The sequence below is a fragment of the Granulicella sp. S156 genome (genome assembly GCF_009766105.1).
Lineage (GTDB): Bacteria > Acidobacteriota > Terriglobia > Terriglobales > Acidobacteriaceae > Granulicella.
This window is the reverse complement of record NZ_LMUH01000020.1, coordinates 228,377-248,797: the sequence shown is the minus strand read 5'-3', so window position 1 is coordinate 248,797 and position 20,421 is coordinate 228,377. Positions and strand designations below refer to the sequence as shown.

Annotated in this window: 12 protein-coding genes; 6 read left to right on the top strand and 6 right to left on the bottom strand. The window is 55.7% G+C overall.

Features of this window, described 5'->3' with window-relative positions:
• Positions 1-4: 4 nt before the first annotated feature.
• The gene (locus tag GSQ91_RS15680) at positions 5-388 is read right to left on the bottom strand and encodes a hypothetical protein (RefSeq protein WP_158822700.1); all 384 of its coding nucleotides are present in this window, start codon (positions 386-388) and stop codon (positions 5-7) included.
• Positions 385-1,398 (bottom strand): formate dehydrogenase accessory sulfurtransferase FdhD, encoded by a 1,014-nt coding sequence (gene fdhD, locus GSQ91_RS15675; RefSeq protein WP_254064617.1) that lies wholly within the window; start codon positions 1,396-1,398, stop codon positions 385-387. The genes GSQ91_RS15680 and fdhD overlap by 4 nt, the downstream gene beginning before the upstream one ends.
• Positions 1,399-1,623: 225 nt before the next feature.
• Between fdhD and fdhF the strand changes: the two genes are divergently transcribed.
• Positions 1,624-4,641 carry a formate dehydrogenase subunit alpha gene (fdhF, locus tag GSQ91_RS15670; protein ID WP_158822699.1) on the top strand — a complete coding sequence of 1,006 codons (3,018 nt, stop codon included), beginning with the start codon at positions 1,624-1,626 and terminating at the stop codon, positions 4,639-4,641.
• 30 nt (positions 4,642-4,671) lie between these two features.
• Positions 4,672-5,115: a hypothetical protein gene (locus GSQ91_RS15665; RefSeq protein WP_158822698.1), complete on the top strand. Its 444-nt coding sequence runs from the start codon at positions 4,672-4,674 to the stop codon at positions 5,113-5,115.
• On the opposite strand, the gene GSQ91_RS15660 is transcribed toward GSQ91_RS15665, so the two are convergent.
• Positions 5,112-6,014 (bottom strand): helix-turn-helix domain-containing protein, encoded by a 903-nt coding sequence (locus tag GSQ91_RS15660; protein ID WP_158822697.1) that lies wholly within the window; start codon positions 6,012-6,014, stop codon positions 5,112-5,114. The two genes, GSQ91_RS15665 and GSQ91_RS15660, sit on opposite strands and share 4 nt — an antisense overlap.
• Positions 6,015-6,133: 119 nt before the next feature.
• Positions 6,134-7,315, bottom strand: a complete 1,182-nt coding sequence (locus GSQ91_RS15655; RefSeq protein ID WP_158822696.1) for a glycoside hydrolase family 105 protein — start codon at positions 7,313-7,315, stop codon at positions 6,134-6,136.
• 180 nt (positions 7,316-7,495) lie between these two features.
• Between GSQ91_RS15655 and GSQ91_RS15650 the strand changes: the two genes are divergently transcribed.
• A complete protein-coding gene (locus GSQ91_RS15650) occupies positions 7,496-7,768 on the top strand; it encodes a hypothetical protein (RefSeq protein ID WP_216845275.1) in 273 nt (90 codons plus the stop codon).
• A gap of 72 nt (positions 7,769-7,840) precedes the next feature.
• Here GSQ91_RS15650 and GSQ91_RS15645 read toward each other — a convergent pair whose 3' ends face one another.
• Both GSQ91_RS15645 and GSQ91_RS15640 read right to left on the bottom strand, forming a co-directional pair.
• Positions 7,841-8,596: an SDR family oxidoreductase gene (locus GSQ91_RS15645; RefSeq protein WP_158822695.1), complete on the bottom strand. Its 756-nt coding sequence runs from the start codon at positions 8,594-8,596 to the stop codon at positions 7,841-7,843.
• Between the two features lie 21 nt (positions 8,597-8,617).
• Positions 8,618-10,012 (bottom strand): hypothetical protein, encoded by a 1,395-nt coding sequence (locus tag GSQ91_RS15640; protein ID WP_158822694.1) that lies wholly within the window; start codon positions 10,010-10,012, stop codon positions 8,618-8,620.
• A 292-nt stretch (positions 10,013-10,304) separates the two neighbouring features.
• Here GSQ91_RS15640 and GSQ91_RS15635 point away from each other — a divergent pair, with 292 nt between their 5' ends.
• The 3 genes from GSQ91_RS15635 to GSQ91_RS15625 all read left to right on the top strand — a co-directional run bounded on the left by GSQ91_RS15635 (position 10,305) and on the right by GSQ91_RS15625 (position 20,407).
• Positions 10,305-13,994, top strand: a complete 3,690-nt coding sequence (locus GSQ91_RS15635) for a TonB-dependent receptor (protein ID WP_158822693.1) — start codon at positions 10,305-10,307, stop codon at positions 13,992-13,994.
• A 241-nt stretch (positions 13,995-14,235) separates the two neighbouring features.
• A complete protein-coding gene (locus tag GSQ91_RS15630) occupies positions 14,236-17,967 on the top strand; it encodes a carboxypeptidase-like regulatory domain-containing protein (protein ID WP_158822692.1) in 3,732 nt (1,243 codons plus the stop codon).
• Between the two features lie 319 nt (positions 17,968-18,286).
• Positions 18,287-20,407, top strand: a complete 2,121-nt coding sequence (locus GSQ91_RS15625) for a glycoside hydrolase family 3 C-terminal domain-containing protein (protein ID WP_254064615.1) — start codon at positions 18,287-18,289, stop codon at positions 20,405-20,407.
• Positions 20,408-20,421: the final 14 nt, after the last annotated feature.

The window sequence follows — 20,421 nt, the reverse complement described above, 5'->3', positions numbered from 1 at the left end:
GGAGTCAACAGGCCTTGCCTGCCAATGGATTGGCGAAGGTATCTGCGTTGTCTTCGTCGCTAAGATCCAGGCAGGCGAAGTCTTTTTCGATGGATACTTCGAGCACTGTCGTTTCATCGACAGGCAGCGAAGCATAGATGCCGACCTGGTGTTCGCCGCTCCAGCTTGCGAGTTGGTCCTGGGACACACTCACGACGATCTGCTGGTCAACGAAGACCGTCGTGACAGGCTGGCTATGTGAGCCGACCTCCAAAACGTAAACAAGCCTGGCGTTGGGGTCGACTGAAAAACGAATAGTTTCCTGAATGCGCTCTCCAGCCTGGAGTCGTGCAAGTTCTGAGCGTGTGACTCGCAAGCGTATTGAGTTACCTTTCAATCGCAGTTTCACGCGGATACCTCCGTGGACGCCTTATGGCGGGTTATATGTTCGATACCGTGGTAGACGTTGAAGTGCCGATCACGCAAAAAACCTATCAAAGTTACGTCGAAGTCGCGAGCGACCTGGACGGCAAGGCTGGAAGGGGCACCGACAGCAGCCACCATGGGAATGCCCGCCATTACGGCTTTTTGCAACAGTTCAAAGCTGGCACGGCCAGACAGCATCAACACTCTGTCGCGCAAAGGCACAGCATCGGCGAGAAATTGAGCACCCAGAAGTTTGTCTACAGCATTATGGCGGCCAACGTCTTCGCGCGAGAGGACAAGCTCGCCCTGGGCGGTGAACAGCCCCACACCATGAAGGCCGCCTGTAGCCGCAAAGATCTGCTGTGCGGTGCGAAGCGATTCGGGCAGGGCATAGAGTGTTTCGGAAGAGATCGAAAAGTCATTATGCCGGCGCGGAGGGCACACCGATCGCAGTGCAAGTAGAGAAGCCTTGCCGCAGATGCCGCAGCTGGAAGTGGTGTAAAAGTTGCGCTCCAGGGTTGCTGTTCGGACTTCGACATCTGGCGCAAGCTCGACACGAACGATGTTGCCAGGACTTGAAGCCGGAAGCGCGCTGTTGGGCGAATCCTCTTGCGGGGTTACGCCGGCGAGAAAGTCGATGCGCAAAATCTGGGCGCTGTCTTCGAGAACGCCTTCGGTTAGGAGAAATCCAGCTGCCAACTCGTGGTCGTGACCCGGAGTACGCATGGTGACCGTGATGGATTTTGTTTTCCGCGCATCAAGGGGCCCGAAGATTAGTTGAATCTCAAGCGGCTCCTCCACGGCGAGGAGATCTTCGCTGGTCTCGACGCCTTCCGGATTGACCCGACATATTGCTGCCGAGGCTGTCGATTGAGACCGGCCTGAGGGGGATGCCGAATTTGTCGTTTCAGCCGGCATCACGTCGGTATCGAAAGCTGATTGCTGCACGCGAAGCCCCTTCGGAGTTGTGCCTGGAATCGTAAGATTTCGCAAATCCAGATACAAATTGCAAAAATACACCCTGCTGATATAGATGCGAAAGGCCCTAGGAGCATAGGTTTGCCCTCGAAAGCCAGATGAGCGGTGTTTTTTGAAAAAATACATAGAAACTCGCAAAACCGACCTATGGAAACAGGCGCAGACTTATCGTTAGGCGGTGGTGCAGCATCGTATGGAAAAGCGGCGCAGGTCTAGAATGTTTGTGGTTGAGGTTTGGATATGCTCGGGACGATAAGTGAAGCAGTTCCACTACCGGTAGAAGTTGAGACCGGCGCGATAGTTCATCTCCAGATCGATGGGCAAGAGGTCGTGGCTAAACCATCAGACCTTGTGCTTGAGGCCATCTTGCGGGAGAAAGAGATTCCGCATGTTTGCTATCACTCCCCGCTGATGGGCCCCATTCAAACCTGTGACACCTGCCTGGTCGAGGTCGACGGAAAACTTGTCCGTTCCTGTGGGCTGAAGGTTGCGGCAGGCATGGAGGTAGTGACGGAATCAAAACGGGCGGCGGACGCCCGAGCCGAAGCCTTCGATGTGATTCTCGGCAATCACATGCTCTATTGCACAGTCTGCGATAACAACAATGAGAACTGCACCGTACACAATACCGCGCTCGCGATGAAGGTAGAACACCAGGAGCGTCCCTTCACGAAGAAGCCGTATGAAGTGGACATGTCGAATCCGTTCTACCGTTACGATCCCAGCCAGTGCATTCTGTGCGGTCGTTGCGTACAAGCCTGTCAGACGGTGCAGGTCAATGAGACTCTGACTATCGGCTGGGAGCTCGAGCACCCGCGTGTGCTGTGGGATGGCGGTATGCAGATCGGCGGCTCAAGCTGTGTTTCTTGCGGCCACTGCATTACGGTTTGCCCGTGCAATGCGTTGATGGAAAAATCGATGTTGGGCGAGGCGGGCTATTTGACGGCTACTCCGCAGAAGACGCTCGACAAGATGATTGACGTGATTAAGGCCATTGAGCCGGAGATGGGTTACGGCGCGGTGATGGAGGTGTCGCAGACCGAGGCGGTGATGCGTGAAGAGCGCATCAAGAAGACCAAGACCGTGTGCACATACTGCGGTGTCGGCTGCTCGTATGACATCTGGACCAAAGGCCGGCACATTCTGAAGGTTGAGCCGCTCCATGGTGATGCGAATGCGATCTCCACCTGCGTGAAGGGCAAGTTCGGTTGGGATTATGTGAATCACAAAGAGCGCCTGCAGAAGCCGCTGATCCGAGAGGGAAGCGGCTTTCGTGAAGCCGAGTGGGAGGAGGCGCTGGAGCTTGTCGCGAGCAAGTTGAGCAGCATCAAGTCGGAGTACGGCCCCGATGCCATCGGAGTGGTCGTCTCTTCGAAGACCACCAATGAAGATGGCTACGTCATGCAGAAGCTAGCGCGCGCTGTCATTGGTACCAACAACGTCGACAATTGCTCGCGCTACTGTCAGTCCCCAGCCACCGCTGGCCTGTTCCGAACCGTCGGCTATGGCGGAGACTCCGGATCTATCGAAGACATCGGCATGGCGAAACTTGTGCTCGTCGTTGGAAGTAACACTGCCGAAAGCCATCCTGTGCTTGCGACGCGGGTAAAGCGGGCGCACAAACTCTTCGGCCAGCGCCTTATCGTTGCCGATCCGCGTGAGCACGAGATGGCCGCTCGTGCTGACATCCACTTTCGCCCCAAGCCGGGCTCGGATCTCGTATGGCTTTGTGCTTTTAGCCGCTACATGTTCGATAACGGCTACGCCAAGACCGAGTTCATCACACAGCATGTCAACAACGTTGAAGAGTACCGTGCCAGCCTCGAGCCCTTCACCATGGAGTTTGCCGCAAAGCAATGTGCGGTACCTATCGAGACCCTCATAGAGGTCGCCGAGGAAATCGCCAAGGCTGAAACGGTCTGCATCCTGTGGGCCATGGGAATCACGCAGCATGTGATGGGGTCAGACTCCTCGACTGCGATTAGCAATTTGCTGCTCACGACCGGGAACTACGCCAAACCGGGCTGCGGCGCCTATCCGTTACGTGGTCATAACAATGTCCAGGGCGCTAGCGACATGGGCGCCATGCCCAATAATTTCCCCGGCTACCAGGCAGTTACCAACGACGAAATCCGCGGCAAATTCGAGAAAACCTGGGGTGTTACCTTGCCGGCGAAGGTTGGCCTGGACAACCACCAGATGGTGGACGGTGTCTATGACGGCAAGCTCCGTGCCATGTACCTCGCCGGAGAAGACATGATCTCTGCAGACTCCAATGCGAACCACGTCGCCGGAGCCTTTGAACGTCTGGACTTCTTCGTCGTTCAGGACATCTTCTTCACGGAGACCTGCCGCTACGCTGACGTCGTTCTTCCCGGCGCACCCGCACTCGAAAAAGAAGGCACCTTCACCAGCACCGAGCGCCGCATTCAGCGCCTTTATCAGGCTCTGCCCGAACTAGGCAATGCACGCGCCGACTGGAAGATAACGCAGGACATCGCGAACCGCCTCGGAGGCAATTGGAACTACTCGCATCCCTCCGAGATCATGGCGGAGATGGCATCGCTGACGCCTCTGTATGCCGGCGCGAGCTTTGAGCGTCTTGAGAATTACAACACTTTGCAGTGGCCTGTACACCCAGACGGTACCGATGAGCCAACCCTCTATCTCAACGGATTCAACTTTCCGGACAAGAAGGCCCGTTTCTTCCCACTTCAGTTCCGTGAACCCAGCGACGCCCCGTCCGATGAGTTCGATCTCTTTCTTAACAATGGCCGCCAACTCGAGCACTTCCACGAGGGCAATATGACACACCGTGTTCCCGGTATCAACCTGGAAACGCCCGAGCGCTACGTCGAGGTCTCCGAAGAACTCGCCCGCGAGCGGCATATCGAATCCGGCCACTGGGTTCGCCTCACCAGCAAGTACGGCTCGCTGAAGATCAAAGTGCTCGTGACCGCTCGTGTCGTCGGGAAGCAGGTCTACCTTCCTTTGGCTTCGCAAGAGGGGCCGGTCAATGTTCTTACCGGTTCTTATACAGACTCAAGTACAGACACTCCTGCTTACAAGGAAACCGCAGTCAAGATGCAGGTACTTCCGGAGAAGGGAACCAATCCACTTCGGCCGCTGAACTTTCGCTATTCAGGTGCTCCCACGCCGCAAACCGGTGTAGAAGTCGAACGCAAATGGAAGCGTGCAGACTATCGCATGCCCGGTTCGGCAAAGCTCGTACAGATCGAGACTCGGAAGTCCCACTGATGTTAGAGCGCGCAAGCAAGGAGGAAAAGTATGGCGGTTGCCGTTGATTTCCGAGTATATCAACCAGCAGACTCTCGTGAAGATCTGCTTCGCAAAGTGAATGAAGCGCCTGCGCAACATGCTGAGGCTGTTCTGGCTGCGTATGAAGTTTTGGAGAAACTGCACGAAAAAGACGTGCTGAACTTGATGAAAGGTCTGTTGGGCGCGAAGGATACCGTTGTCGACCACGTGGCGGATTTAGTGAGTTCGCAGGAGATGGTGAACCTGCTGCGACTGTCGCTGCTGGCGGGGAATCTACTGAAGGACATAAACCCGGATGATCTGCATGGCGTCCTGAAAGAAGCAGAGGGTGAACCTCCCTCGCTGTTTCAGATTGCACGCAGGATGACTTCGAAGAACGCTCGCCGTGCTATGGGAGCTGCGGGTGGATTGCTGAATGTGTTTGGCGCAGCGCTCAGCAAGAAAAACAGCTAGAGCGAACGGCGAAGTTGACCCGGAGTAATCCCGGCATAGCGGCGGAATACCGTCGTAAACTGGCTTTGGTCCTGAAAGCCGCAACGATGCGCGATCTCCAGCAGAGTCAGGTCACGATGCCCCAAAAGCATGCGTGCCTGTTCGACGCGTTTCAACACTACATACTTATGTGGCGTCATTCCAACCGACTGGCGGAATAGCGCGATCAGATAGTTGGGACTGATCTCAGCCACCTTTGCCAGCTCTTCCAGAGTGATCGATTCGTTTAGGTGTTCGGCGATGTAGGACAGTACGCGGCGTTCGCGGCTGGGTCCCATGCCACCGCGATAGGAATGAAAGGCACGACTGCGGTTGCTGTAGGAACGAACAAGGTGTGTCGCCGTGAGGGTAGCCACGGACTGCGTAAAGAGCTCCGTGAGATGGCCTTCGCGGCTCTCTCGGTGAAGCGACTTTGCAAGTTCCACGAGAAATGGATCGCGGACCAAAACAGAGGGAATCAGCAAAGCTTCTACGGAGTCCGGCGCATCTTCCACCATCTTGCTGAAGAAGGATCCCGAGAGATAAAGATGGATCAGTGTAGCCGGGCGATCGAAGTGGATGACATGCTCTACGCCGGGAGGGACGATCCAAGCCATATCTCCGTTCATCTCGCGACGTTCGATGTGACCGCTTTCGCCTTGCCATTCGCCGCGAACCTGCGCGGGATTCATCGCAATGGTGATTTGGGTGCAGTCGTGCGTGTGACGCTCCCATACGGAGCGGTGCTGCTCCGCGGCGTAGAGGCTATAGTCGCTGTAATCCTGCGACACGTAGTCCTCTGGTGGACCCGGGGTAAGCCCGATCAGGAACTGTTGCTGCCCGATGGGCGAAGCCTCGATATTTCGATTCGAATTTGACATCCCGGCACCTTCTCACGAGACAGTCGCAATTCTGTAATTGTAGTCTCTTCTGCCTCTAATTGGCTGATATAGAGAGTTGTCCCCATCGTGAGCAGGTGGTTGCAGGCTTCCTGTTAGGCTCAGCAACCGGCAGTGCGCATCTGTTCGTTCATGATGAGGAAAGAACCCAATCCATGAAAATCGTCCAGCTTCCGCTGTCGAGCGTAGTAGTACTCCAGATCGCCGACATTGGTGCCCTCGCAGATGTTTGCGATGTGAACGAGGCCCTCCTCATCCCGTGAGAGTTGAGTCAAAACGCCGCGGTATCCCTTGCATGCTACGTGGTCGTATTTCTTTGCGATGTAACCACGCTGCACAGCTCTTGACAGTGTGTATGTGTACATTGAGGAGCTCGAGGTCTCAAGCCAGTTATTGGGGTCGGAACTCTTGTCGACTACTTGGTACCACAACCCTGTCGCCGGATCCTGATAGCGTTCATAGGCAGCGGCCAACTGGCGTACGAGCTTGAGCAAATCATTGCGCTGAGAATGGCTGTGCGGCATCACTTCCAGAACCTCAATCAGCGCCATGCCAAACCATCCGATGGCGCGGCACCAAAAGATCGCGGAGTGACGAGTGACCGGATCGGTCCACTTCTGAGCACCCGATTCGTCATACGCGTGAAACATTAATCCCGAAGCCGGATCGTTGAGATGTTTGGCATAGATCAGTAACTGTTTCGCGGCTTCATCACAGGTGTACTTGTGATCGTCGAACATTTGGCCATAGCGCACAAGGAAGGGCATGGACATAAACATGCCGTCCAGCCAAAGCTGATGCTGGCGAGAGTATGCATGCCAGAATCCCCCATCCTCGGTGCGTGGGTAGGTATCGAAGGTCCGCCGGATGGTGTCGGCTGCCGTTTTATACTTTGCCTGTTTCGTTTCCGTATAAAGCACGAGTAGCAGATTGCCGGGCAGCATGTAATCGAGGGCAGTGATAGAGCGATCGATTACACCGTCCTCATTCACATGGCGGTCCACCCAACTCTGAATGTAGTCGAGATGCTTGCGCTCACCCGTACGTTTGTAAAAGAGGTATTGACCATAGAGGTAAAGCGAAACAGCATATCCCCACGCGCCGAGATCCGGGCCCTCGGGTGTTCGATGCATCGTTGTCTCGATCATCCCTTTGGACCAGTCGATTGCGGGAGCAGCAACCTTCTTTTCACTCAAAAGGACGCCTGCCCACCCCTTATTGCCACCGAGCAAGGAAGCTGCTGCCATTAGTCGCAGCGCCTCTCGTCTCGTTGAATGACTCATCCTCGTCTCCTTCTCGAAATTTGAAAATCAAAGCTTGCCCAAGAGGCTTTCTTGTCTCTCCAGAGCCACAGGCACTCCGGCGAATCCGATGCTGGTCAGTTTAGAAAGTCTTATGTTGATTTAATTCACAGTACGAAAAGCTAGGGCAGTCACTGTTAATTTGTCAATGAAATAAATATTTTGCGGGAGAAATTTTACGAGGCACGAATAGGTACCGCTGACCGCAACTCCGCCCGCGGTACTGCCTTTTCCCGACTCGATGTAGGGCTGCATAAGTCGTTCGGCTTATGGACAGAGGCGACGAAGCTAGACTTCCGCGCTGAGGCGTTCAATGCCCTAAACCAGGTGAACTATCAGTCACCTGATGGTAGTAGGACGGATGGTGGTTTTGGCGCCATTACCTCGGCTTACCCGGCACGACAGCTTCAGTTTGCCGTGAAGTTGCTTTTCTAATCGCTGCATTGCGGCGTGCCATGTGGAACTTGTGTCCACGTGGCACGCCGATCTTATTTCAGGGGAAGCACTTCAAGCCAGAGTATTGCCACCGTTTACGGAGAAGCGCTGACCGGTAATGAAGCCCGCGGCATCGCTCGCCAGGAATGCAACCGTTTTGGCGATGTCGTCGGGGATGCCCATTCGCTGCATGGGGACATTCGCCGTGTAACTATCCATCTCTTCCTGACTTGCGTCTACGTGGCGCTTGGTCGGAATCCAGCCGGGCGCTACGAGGTTGACCGTAATGCCGGTTGGAGCGAGTTCGCGTGCCCAGGAACGAGTTAGTCCAAGCTGCGCGCCTTTGGCTGCGACGTAGTTCGCAAACCGGGGATTTCCGAGCTCGAAGACTTCACTACCAATGTTAATGATCCTGCCGAAGCCACGTTCTTTCATTCCCGGCAAAACCTGTTTCAGCAGCAATAGTGGAGACTTTACGAAAAACTCCAGCTGGTCGAGATAGGAATCCCATGTTTGCTCTTCGATAGAGAGGAACGGCTGGGGACCGGTCGCGTTTACAACAAGAACGTCTATCCCGCCGAAGACGTCCTCTACCTCACGGACCAGACGGGCGACCTCGGCTTCGTCACGCACATCCGCCTTGAAGGCATGAGCGTAACCGTCGTTCTGCCGAATGCGTTGACAGAGCTGTTCAGCCTCGTCGCCACTATTGAAGTAGTTGATGGCAACGTTCGAACCGACGGCTCCTTGCTCGAGAGCGATAGCAGCGCCAAGGCCCCGTGATGCGCCGGTAATGAGAACGGTACGTCTGGAGTTTGGAGTGCTCATGTCCGCCTCACTTACGATTGTCTACCAGACATGCACGGCGATCACTTCCGTCGCCGCCGGTTTGAAATCGATAACCTTGACGTGCAGGATCAACTGCAGATTTCGGCTTGCCCAATCTTTCGGCAGGAGACGTGTCATGTCAGAGATAGCAGCCGGGCTGCAGACAAAGTCGGAGGCAGCCAGAGTTCCATACTGGCCCATGCCGGCAACGCTGAGGATCGGTGCGTCCCCAGGTCGTTGTGTCAGGCGGGTCACGATAGCGTAGTCCTCTGTGTCGTGTGAGTCGGCTGAGGCGTGCAGCAGCCAGTGCCGATTGGGATCTTGTATGTCATCGATCTCGTTGCGGGCACGCATCACGAATCGCAGGCCCTTGGTCAGTTCCAGCGTCATCGGATTGTTGAAACCGCCGACCAGCAGCGTTGGGCTGTTGCGCAGTTCGGCGAAGGAGATGTCGTTGGGGAAGCGCTCCTGGAAGCTTTGCTTCTGGCGAGTCAGGTTGGCTACCAGAGCGGAGACGGACGCGACGTCCCCCAGGGCAACGAAGCTGTCCACCGACGGGTGCAGGTCGCTGCCGTGAAGGATGGCCGTTGGAGCAAATGGAACAAAGAACTCCTGGCCGCGTGTCTCCAGTTGATGGTCCTTTGCGTACTGGTCTGTGACGCTGTCAGAGAGCCGGTACACGGCATTGCTCCCGATTACGATAATGACTGGCTTTGGACTGTTCGTCCATGGGCTCCAGAACTCCTTGAAATGCTTGGCCTGGGTGTTATTCCAACTGGGAGATGTGAACCCAGCGATACCTGCAAGAAGCAGGGAAGCAGCCACAACCACCCAGATCTTCCAGGTGTTCTTTCGGGCGGACGGCGAAGGCAAAGCATCAGGAATTGTGCCAATCTGTGGCATTTCTGGTGCATGAGAAGCCTGGGGCAGTGGATGCGACTCTGTATCGATCGTCGAAACGTCTGCAAGTCCTGTCTCATGAATGACAGTTACAAGTGCTTCAACTTGTCCATTGACGATTGCATGGAAGCTATTGTTCCAGCGGAAGGTAGCGCGATAGCAGCCTGAAGGGATCTCAATGTGGACTTCTGGCGGCTCGTGCAGGGACTGGTAGTACTGCGCCAGACGTTTCCGAACCTCCGCTACTCGGATTCGGACTACCGGATCGTCGCCGGTCTCATAATCTGGCCGCCGGCCAAAGATTTCAGAGCCGATGACCCGTTCGCGCAGAAGGTTATCCTCGCCGGCGAGACTGTGCTTGACGATGTAGCGCAACAGGCTCTGACACTGCAGGGTGTTTCGAAACGGTCCGCTGGACAGTATCTGGTCGAGGGCCTGTTGCAGGCGTTCCAGGCTTCGTGACCCTGCGTCTTCATTTTCCGGAGGAGCCAGAGCCGAATTGGTGAGAGTTTCCATTAATGTTTGTGGTCTACGAATAATCTTTGTGATCTATGAAGCGGTATAGTACCCCCCCGTAATCTAACCTGTCAAACACGCAGAATCAATCAGTTAGGCAGGTATGGAACTGTACATTGCTTGTCGGGCATACGGTCCAGGGAGTCTTGTGATTCGGGCTGAGGGAACGGCAATTTGGAGTTCCTTCGACCTGCGTTCCGGCCCCAGTTTTTACCGATGAGCGACGACTCACGTTTGCCAGAGACGATCGCACACGACACCGACACGACTTTGTAAGCTCCAGGAGAACCAGATGACATTGCGATTGAGATTGAAATTCCTGTTCGTGGGGGCGATACGAACAACCCCGTTGAGCAACTCCAGGCATGCGACCGCCAGCGTCCTAGCCCTCGTAGCGTTCTGCATGCTGATGTTCATGACACCGCTCCTACGGGGGCAACTGACTACCGGCAGCTTGTCCGGTACCGCAGCCGATTCCACCGGAGCGGTCGTTCCCAATGCCAAGATCGTTCTGCTCAATGAGGAGACCCGCGATGAGCGTTCAACGACCAGCAATAGCGTGGGACGGTTCACGTTCGCGGCGGTACAACCAGGCACGTACACGGTGACTGTTTCGGCCACTAATTTCAAGTCATGGAAAAACTCGGGGATTCCAATGAACCCCGGTGACCTCCGTGAGGTTTCCGGCGTTGCCCTGGTGGTTGGCGCTTCCAACGAAACCGTGGAGGTTGAGGCCGGTGCGATGAACCTGCTGCCAACCGACTCGGGAGAACGATCGGCGATTCTGAGCTCGAAGGATATCGAGCGGCTTTCGCTGGAAGGCCGCAATATCTCAGAACTGCTCAAAGTCCTGCCCGGCGTCACGACCGTTCCCAACGGCATTGGAAATGGCGTGGGTTTCGACTTCACAGCCTCTTCGTCGACTGGAAGCACGATCGGAGTGGGGCTTTCCCCTGGTGGCGCGCCCTATCGAGGAGGTACGTCCTACATTCTTGACGGCGCCAACATCATCGACCCAGGCTGCAACTGCTGGTCGATTGCGGTGGTGAACCCGGACATGACCCAGGAGGTGAAGGTCCAGACGTCGAACTTCGGCGCTGACAGTCCCAATGGCCCGGTCATCGTCAACGCCATCAGCAAAAGCGGCGGCTCCAGCTACCACGGACAAGCATATCTATATGCCCGTAACAGCGCGCTCAACGCAAACTCTTGGGCCAACGATCAGCAGGGAACCCCCAAGCAGGCTGCCAGATATTACTACCCCGGCGGCAATATAGGCGGTCCGATCAAGGTTCCCGGAACGAACTTCAATCATAACGACAAGCTGCTCTTCTGGGCGGGCTATGAGTACTACAACCAGCTGCTTCCTTCGTCTACCCCGCTTGAATCGTTTGTGCCAACTGCCGCGATGGAGGGTGGTAACTTCACCTCCGGTGGCGCCGGCAATGCAGCGCTTTGCCCAAATGGATTCACCGCTTCAGCTACCAATTGGTGCAACAACTTGTCTGGAACGGTAGCCCCCGATGGTACAGCGATTACCGGAGGCGTCATTCCTTCCCAATATCTGGACTCCGGCGCGGCGGCATTGATGAAGATGTTCCCTGCAGCCAACACCAATCCTGCGTCTACCCCTGGCGGCTACAACTTTTATCTGCCTATCAGCACGCAAGAAAACGGCTATGTGTGGCGTGCCCGGGTGGACTATAACTTCAGCGATAACACCAAGCTCTTCGTCACCTACCAAACCGGCAGCAATGGATCGTCGCAGCCAGCCCACATTTACTACAACCCCAGCTATGCCGTGCCTTACCAGGGGGGCACGATCAACAATCCAACCGTCTCCCGTGTATTAACGGGCAACCTCGTGCATATCTTCAGCCCGACGTTGACGAACGAGTTTGTAGCCGCATGGGGATATGCCAGCAGCCCCTATACGCCAAGCGATCTTCAGGCTGCCTATAAATCCACACTTGGATACGGCTACGGAACGATCTACAGCAGCGCGGCAAAGCTAGCGCCCTCGATCAACAGCGCTGGAGCGCAGACCTTCCCGGATATGTCTCAGCCCGATCTATGGGAGGACGGAGGTTCTTACCCTTCGGTCAAAGCAAATCCAGCATTTTCCGACAATGTGACCAAGGTCTATAAATCACACACCTTGAAGTTTGGAGCGTATACCGACCTGGCCAGCAATCGCCAGGGAACCTACGCTTATCCAAACGGCAATCTCTCGTTCAACAGTGGTCTACAGCCGAACGAGGCAAATCCAACGGTGCGCATCGGTTCCTTGAACCCTGTCGCGAATCTGGCAATGGGCGTTGCCACCGCCTTTACCCAAAACAACTACATGCCGATCGAGGATATGGCGTATCGCACGACCTCTGCCTATCTCATGGACGACTGGAAGGTAGCGAGCCGCCTTACCGTAAATGTGGGCCTGCGCTGGGACCATGTTGGTCGCTGGTACGACCGGCAGGGTACAGGGTTGGCCGTCTGGCTTCCAGGGAGATACGCCAGCGATCTCAATTCAGGAAAGGTCTATCCCGGAGTCTACTGGCATGCTATCGATCCCGGTATTCCCGTAGGCGGCTCACCGACTCGTCTTGCTTTCACCTCACCGCGTCTCGGCGTTGCCTGGAACATCGATGGGGCAGGTCGCACCATCGTCCGCGGCGGATGGGGTGAGTATCGCTGGAACGATCAATTCAACGACTATGGCGGAGACCTGAGTACCGCACAACTGATGACCACCTATAACTCTCCCAGTGGTCAGTCTGTGACTCTTTCGCATCTCGGCCAACTTGGATCAACTGCCGCAGCTACGGCCAGTCTCCCCAGTGCGGTGAGTGCGGCGGATCCGAACGATTACGAAGTACCTAATACCGAGGCCTGGAATCTCACCATCGACAGGCAGCTCCCATGGCAATCCTTGTTCGAGATTGCGTATGTCGGCAACACCACGCGCCATCTGCTGATGGGTGGCCAGAGCAGCGGCTCTGATATCGGTGGTTCTGGATTCACCAATGTGAATAAGATTCCCGTTGGTGGCCTCTTCCAGCCGGACCCGGTGACGGGCGCGGCGGCACCCTCCGATCCCGATAACACTTCCACCTATACCCTCGCGGATTACTACCCGTATTACGCCGGTTATGGTTCGAACTCCATCAGCGTGGGCGAGCATGTCGGCTATTCCAACTACCACGGACTTCAGATCGCATGGTTGAAACAGGCCGGTCGCCTGTCCTTCGACGTCAACTACACCTGGTCGAAGTCGCTGGGTATGATCAACAGCACCGTCGACGCCTTCAATGTGCGTGGCAACTATGGTGTTCTGAATATCGATCGCCCGCAGGTGATCAACACCTCCTACGCCTATGACCTCGGCAGGCTGTATCGCGGAGATCATAGGCTGATTGGCGGTACTGTAAATGGCTGGACGATCTCCGGTACGACGACCTGGCAGTCCGGGGGCAATCTACAGGCACAGGACACGCAGAATCTTGGCCTGACCATTCTCAACTCGACGAAAAACGAGTCTTTGACCTCGAACACCTACTTCGGGACCAATGCCAATGAGATTTTGCCGATTATGACCTGCAACCCCAAGAGTGGACTGCAAGCCCATCAACTGTTGAATCTCTCCTGCTTCAGCGCACCTGCTGTAGGTCAACAAGGGCTACGGCAGTTTCCCTATCTGAGCGGGCCCTCTTACAACAACTCCGATCTGACCATCTATAAGACGTTCGCAATTACGGGGAGGCAGAAGGTGCAGTTCCGCGCATCGGCGTTCAACTTCATGAATCACCCGCTGTGGGGATTCAGCACCAGCAATGACATCACGCTCAAGTACGCGACGACTAATGGGACAACCTTTACTCCCAACGTAGCTTCGGGGCTGCCTACGGGTTATACGTGGGGCACCATGGACACCAAGTCTGGAAGTGCCAGGGTACTGGAGTTGTCGCTGAAATATAGCTTCTAGATGAACCGCAGCCTGGCGGGTTCGCTCGCCAGGCTGCCATTACGGACCACAAGACCAGTACTGTACCCCCTTCGAGAAAACCAATAAGGCACGCTTAATCAGCGACTTAGAAAAGTACTGAACTGTACATTGCTTGTGGGTCGTACGTTCGGGGGAGTCTTGTGATTCGGGCTGAAGAAAGCCGGAGATTTTGACTTGTAGTTCCAGCAAGAAGGCCCATGCAGCATTTCAGGAGACCAGCATGAACGATATGCACAAGAGATATTCTTTACCGAAGCGGCTTCTCACCACAGGTTTGCTCGCAGGCAGTCTGCTTGCTCTGGTCGGGGTAAACGTTTTCACTGTACCTGCCTATGCGCAGGTCACCACCGCTTCGCTATCGGGAACAGTGACAGATAGTACCGGAGCGATTGTCTCCAACGCAGTGATCGTGTTGCGCAACGCCCTCAGTGGCGACACGCGCTCCATCAAGTCCAACGGTTCGGGGTTCTTCACGTTTGCCGGAGTTTCGTCGGGCGACTATACCGTCACGATCAGCGCTCCCAGCTTCCAGCAACTCAGTGAGTCGGGAATCCATCTGGATCCCGGCGACAGCCGCAACCTGGCATCACTCATCTTGAAAACTGGAAAAGCGACAGAGACTGTCACCGTGGAAGCAGAGTCGTCTGTTCCGCTCGATACCGGGGAGAGCAGCCAACTGATTACGGCCGAAGAGATTAAGCATCTTGCGGTCGAGGGGCGTGACGTTACCGAACTCTTCAAGACACTACCCGGTTTTTCCATCGCGAATCAAGGCGTATCTAACTCCGCCTATGATCCTTCGCAGGTGAATGTGAATGGCGCGCTGGGCAGCTACGCTGCTAACGGCAACCCGCTTAATGGCATCAGCCTGAAGCTGGACGGCGCCGATATCACCGATCCCGGCAACTATGGCGCGGCGATCCAGAACGTCAATTACGACCAGGTGGCTGAGGTTAAGGTGCAGGTCTCCAACTTCGGCGCGGATGTTGCCAACGGTCCTGTCGTTGTGAGTGCCGTAACCAAAGCCGGGGGCAGCCAGTACCATGGAGAGCTTTATACCTATGCCCGAACCAGCCAGCTCGACTCCACGGATTCGCTGGACAAGGCTACCGGGGTCGCGAAAGATCCAGACCGCGAGATCTACCCGGGATTCAACATTGGCGGTCCCATTCTGATTCCGGGCACCCACTTCAATCACAGCAAGGCGCTGACCTTCTTCGCCGGAGCGGAAGACTATGCGCAACGCAACATCTATGCGTATGGAAACGCTGCGAGTGCCCTGGTGCATGCGCTTGTGCCTACGGCCAACATGCGCGCCGGCAACTTCAGCGCGTCGGAACTGCAAAACTACTTGGGTCCGCAGCTCTATGCAAACTCGGCGTATAGCAACATCAATGCGGTTCCGACGTATGCCAAAGACGGAACAGCCATCACGAACGGCCAGATACCCAGCACCTATCAGGACCCTGGGTTCCAGGCCATCTTCAAGAATTATCCTTTGCCGAACGCTGTGCCAACCCTGGCGAACCCGTATAACTGGCAGTCGCAGGACTTCATCAACAACGACATGTGGCAGGCCATCGGGCGCGTCGATATCGACATCTCACCGAAGAACCATCTCTTCGGCCGTTATACCGTGGAACGGGGTGCTTCAGGAGAGCCGGGTACCATTTACTACAATCCTGGCGAACTCAACACGCCGGGGGGCGGATTAAATACCATCAACTCTCAGAGCGCTGCCGCCAACCTTACCACCGTGATTACGTCGACGCTCACGAACCAGCTCTACGGGTCGCTCGCCTATCTGGATTCGGGGTACACAAGCGCGAACCCCAGCGTTCTGACGGACTATCCCTACCAGGGCGCCTATGCCAACGGCCGTCACCCGCTGCCTCAGCTGGGGAACTACGACGACCAAAGCGGCCTGCCGCGTCAACTTACTCCGGACTACTCTCTCTCCCCGATCTTTTCTCATAAGTTCGATCCGCAGGGAGGAGACACAGTGACCAAAGTATGGGGGACGCACACCGCCAGCTTTGGTGTGTTCATCGAAAGAATTACCAATAACCAGAAAGCGCCTTTTCAGACGACAAACGGGTCTATTACCGAGTATTACCTTCCCGGAGCCGGGCAGACGATCACGGATGTAGATAACAGCACTGCAACGATGTCCGGAAACTGGGTCGCCAATAACTTTGAGGGTTACACCAGCAGCTACGCCCAGCAGAATATTCTGCCGCAGACGAACCTCTACTTCTGGAACAACGATTTCTTCGTTAACGATTCCTGGAAGGTGGTATCGAGAGTCACGCTGAACTATGGCGTGCGTATCGAACACCTTGGCTCCTGGAACGATGCCTATGGCCAGGGCCTGGCAATCTTTGACCCTTCTTTAATTGCCAGCGGAGCGAGCAACTCGCCCTATCCCGGTTTCTTGTGGCACGGCATCGATAAGAGCTTGCCAATCTCCGGCAACGCCGACAAGGCGGCTTTTGTGGACCCCCGGTTGGGTTTCGCATGGGACGTCTTCGGAAACGGCAAGACGGCACTCCGCGGCGGCTGGGGCGAGTACCGAGCACACGACTCGTGGAACGACGTTTCCAGTGCATTATCGGTATCTCAGTACGTCAACTCGGTGAACTATGGCGGCGGCGGCCTCTCGTTGAAGGCTGTTAGTGGTCTCAACCTGCCTACTGCCTCGACGACTCCTCCGAACACCAACACGTTTGGTCTAACCAGCCCTCCGGGCACGTACTACGGCCTTACCAAGGGAGACAACGAAGAGCCACTGGTCGATACCTATAGCCTGACAATCAATCAGGCTCTTCCATGGAAGATGAACGCAATGGCAGCATACGTCGGAAACAACAGCCGCTTCCTTATGAACGACGGCAGCAACCAGACAGTTGCGCTCGATAACGTAAACGCCATTCCAATCGGAGGTTTGTATAAACCAAACCCATTTCCGGGTGTTCTACAGGGTACAATTTTGACGCCTACCGGTTCCTCCAGTTCTGACCTCACAGTTTCTGGGGCCAGTGCTGCGCAAATCAACAACTACCGTCCACTGAATACGGCACTTGTGCAGTACGGCGAGCTTCAGGTGCCGAAGCACAATCTGTTTGCCAACTACAACGCTTTGCAACTCGCAATTGCCCGTCAGACCGGCCGTATCTTGTTCAACGTCAACTATACGTATAGCAAGGCACTGGGTATTCTGGGCGGTGACAGCAATGGCGAGCCGGCAAATCCATTCAACCTTTATGACAACTATGGGCCTGAAAGCTTCGACCGGAGCCACATCATCAATGCCACTTACACCTTTGAGGTTGGCTCACCGGTTCATAACAGGTTTGCAGGGGAGTTCGTGAATGGGTGGGAGGTCTCAGGCATCACGACCTTTCAGAGCGGGCCCAACATTGTAGCGACCACGAGTAGTCCGGGCTTCGGGATCAATGGATTCATTGGGCCTTCCCTGAATGCAGATGGCACTGCAAACATCAACCAGATCACCATCGACAACAAGGTTTATCTGGGTACTCCGGATGTAAGCCTGCAGCCAACGCTAACCTGCAATCCACGCTCGGGGCTGGGCAAGCGCCAGTTCATCAATGGCAACTGCTTTGGCACACCGAACCTTTTGCAAAATGGACCGTATCAGTATCCGTACCTCAAAGGTCCGGCATACTTCGATACCGATTTGAGTGCGCAGAAGACCTTCGCTATCAAGGGTAGCCAGAATATTCAGTTCCGCATCTCGGGATTCAACTTTATCAATCATGCACTTACAACCTTCACCGGAGATTTTCCCAACCAGTACACGCTCAATCTGACGAATGCCAGTGGCACGACCTTCAATCAAGGAGCTCCCAATCCCTCCTTAGGATTCGGTTCTGCTCCTTACTCAACCGGCCGACGGGTAGTAGAACTGATGGCCAAGTACAACTTCTAGCCCGAACGGAGGGTGGGATAGTCCGCCCTCCTGTTTTCCATTGTTCTCGTAGTTCACTTACACGAGAACTGTTCCAGAGTGGCTATCGCCACAGCGATTACTGCCGACAAACAATATGAATGGATTTTCGCTCGGATCGTTTGACCTACTCTAACTCCACAGCAGTGTGCCACCTTGAAACAAGGCGGGTTGCATGATTTATTCCGGATATCAGGAGAGTTTCTCGATGTCGGCCCAGAAGTCTTATCTCTACTGCAACTCCAGGGAAGCATTGTCTGGCTGCACTGCACGAACGGCTTTGTTCTTGTTGTGCATGTTCATGACTGCATACACAGCGGTTACACAAAGCGTGCCGGTCACCCCTGTGTATAGCGATCCTCACGCCAATCCAGAGAGCAGAATTACCAGTCTGCTGGCTGCGATGACGCTCGATGAGAAGATCCATGCGCTCAGTACGGACCCGTCCGTGCCACGGCTCGGCATCGTTGGCAGCAATCATGTGGAAGGCCTCCACGGCCTTGCGCTCGGGGGGCCGGGGCACTGGGAGGGCCACAACCTGTCCGTTATTCCGACAACCCAGTTTCCGCAGGTCCGCGGGCTGGGGCAGACCTGGGACCCGGCACTACTGCAAAAGGCGGCAGCACAGGAGGCCTATGAGGCACGCTTCGCCTTTGGCAAGTACCATCGCGGCGGCCTGGTAGTTCGCGCACCGAATGCCGACCTGAGCCGCGATCCGCGCTGGGGACGCAGCGAAGAGAGCTATGGAGAAGACCCCTTCCTCGTAGGCACGCTTGCTACCGCGTTCTCTCGCGGTCTCCAGGGCAATGACCCGCATGTCTGGATGACAGCATCGCTGCTCAAGCACTTCCTCGCCAACAGCAATGAGGATGGGCGTGGTGGTTCGTCCTCTAACTTCGATACGCGACTTTTTCATGAGTATTATTCTGTGCCGTTTCGCATGGCTATCGAAGATGGACACGCCGATGCCATGATGACCTCCTACAACGCCTGGAACGGCGTCGCTATGGCGGTCAACCCTGTGGTTCGAGATGTTGTGATGAAGGAGTGGGGCCTCGACGGTATTGTCTGCACAGACGGAGGCGCGCTCACTAACCTGGTGACGGAGCACCATGCCTTCCCCACGATGGCTGAGGCTGCCGCCGCATCCATCCATGCAGGCATCAACCAGTTCCTTGATGATTACCAGCAGCCAGTGCGTGATGCGTTGACGAAGAAGCTGATCACGGAGCAGGATATCGATCGCAACCTGCGTGGTGTCTACCGCGTGATGCTGCATCTCGGACTGCTCGATCCTGCAGAAGACTCTCCCTACTCACACATCGGGGAAATCAACCAGGCGGCAGGCGATCCTTGGAACACCGAAGATCCACGCGCGCTGGTACGCCGAGTTACGGACGAATCGATTGTGCTGTTGAAGAACACGGGCAGAGCGCTGCCGCTTGATGCAGCGAAGCTGAAGTCCATTGCCGTCATCGGTCCGTGGGCGGACACGGTAGCGCTGGATTGGTACAGCGGAACGCCGCCGTTATCCGTTACTCCAGTCGAAGGCATTCGACGCCGTATTGCAGGTGCTTCGGTCACGTTCAACGACGGCAAGGATGAAGCGGCAGCTGCGGCTCTAGCTGCACAGGCACAGATTGCAGTTGTGATTGTCGGCAACCACCCTACGTGCGATGCGGGTTGGAACAAGTGCGCGCAGCCCAGCGAAGGCAAAGAGGCCATCGACCGTACGAGCCTGACGCTGCCGGAGGAGTCACTGGTGAAGGCGGTACTAGCGGCGAATCCGCACACCGTGGTTGTCTTGCAGACCAGCTTCCCGTACACCACGAACTGGACCCAGGAGCATGCGCCGGCGATTCTTGAGATGACGCATAACAGCGAAGAGCAGGGAACGGCGCTGGCTGATGTTCTCTTCGGCGACTACAACCCGGCGGGCCGATTGACGCAGACTTGGCCTGCCTCGCTTGAGCAGCTTCCACCTATGATGGACTACGACCTCCGCCATGGGCGCACCTATCTCTACGCGCAGAAGACGCCGCTCTATCCCTTCGGTTTCGGTCTCAGCTATACCAGCTTCGCTTATGGCAACCTAACCGTAGCCCAACAGGGCAAGTCGATTGCCGTACAGGTCACGATTGCCAATACAGGAGCTCGTGATGGAGACGAGGTCGTGCAGATCTATGCAGCGCATCAGAACTCGACCGTGCAGCGTCCGACGGAAGAGTTGAAGGCGTTTCAGAGGGTTTCATTACACGCAGGAGAAAAGCGAACCGTCACTTTCGATATTCCAGTCAGCAGTCTTGCCTACTGGGACGATCACTCACACCGTTTTATTGCGGAAGGCGATCGCGTTGAATTTCGCGCGGCTGCCTCCTCTGCAGATGTCCGTCTCAGGCAAGCGCTTCTGGTAAAGCCGTGAAACCAAGTTTCTGG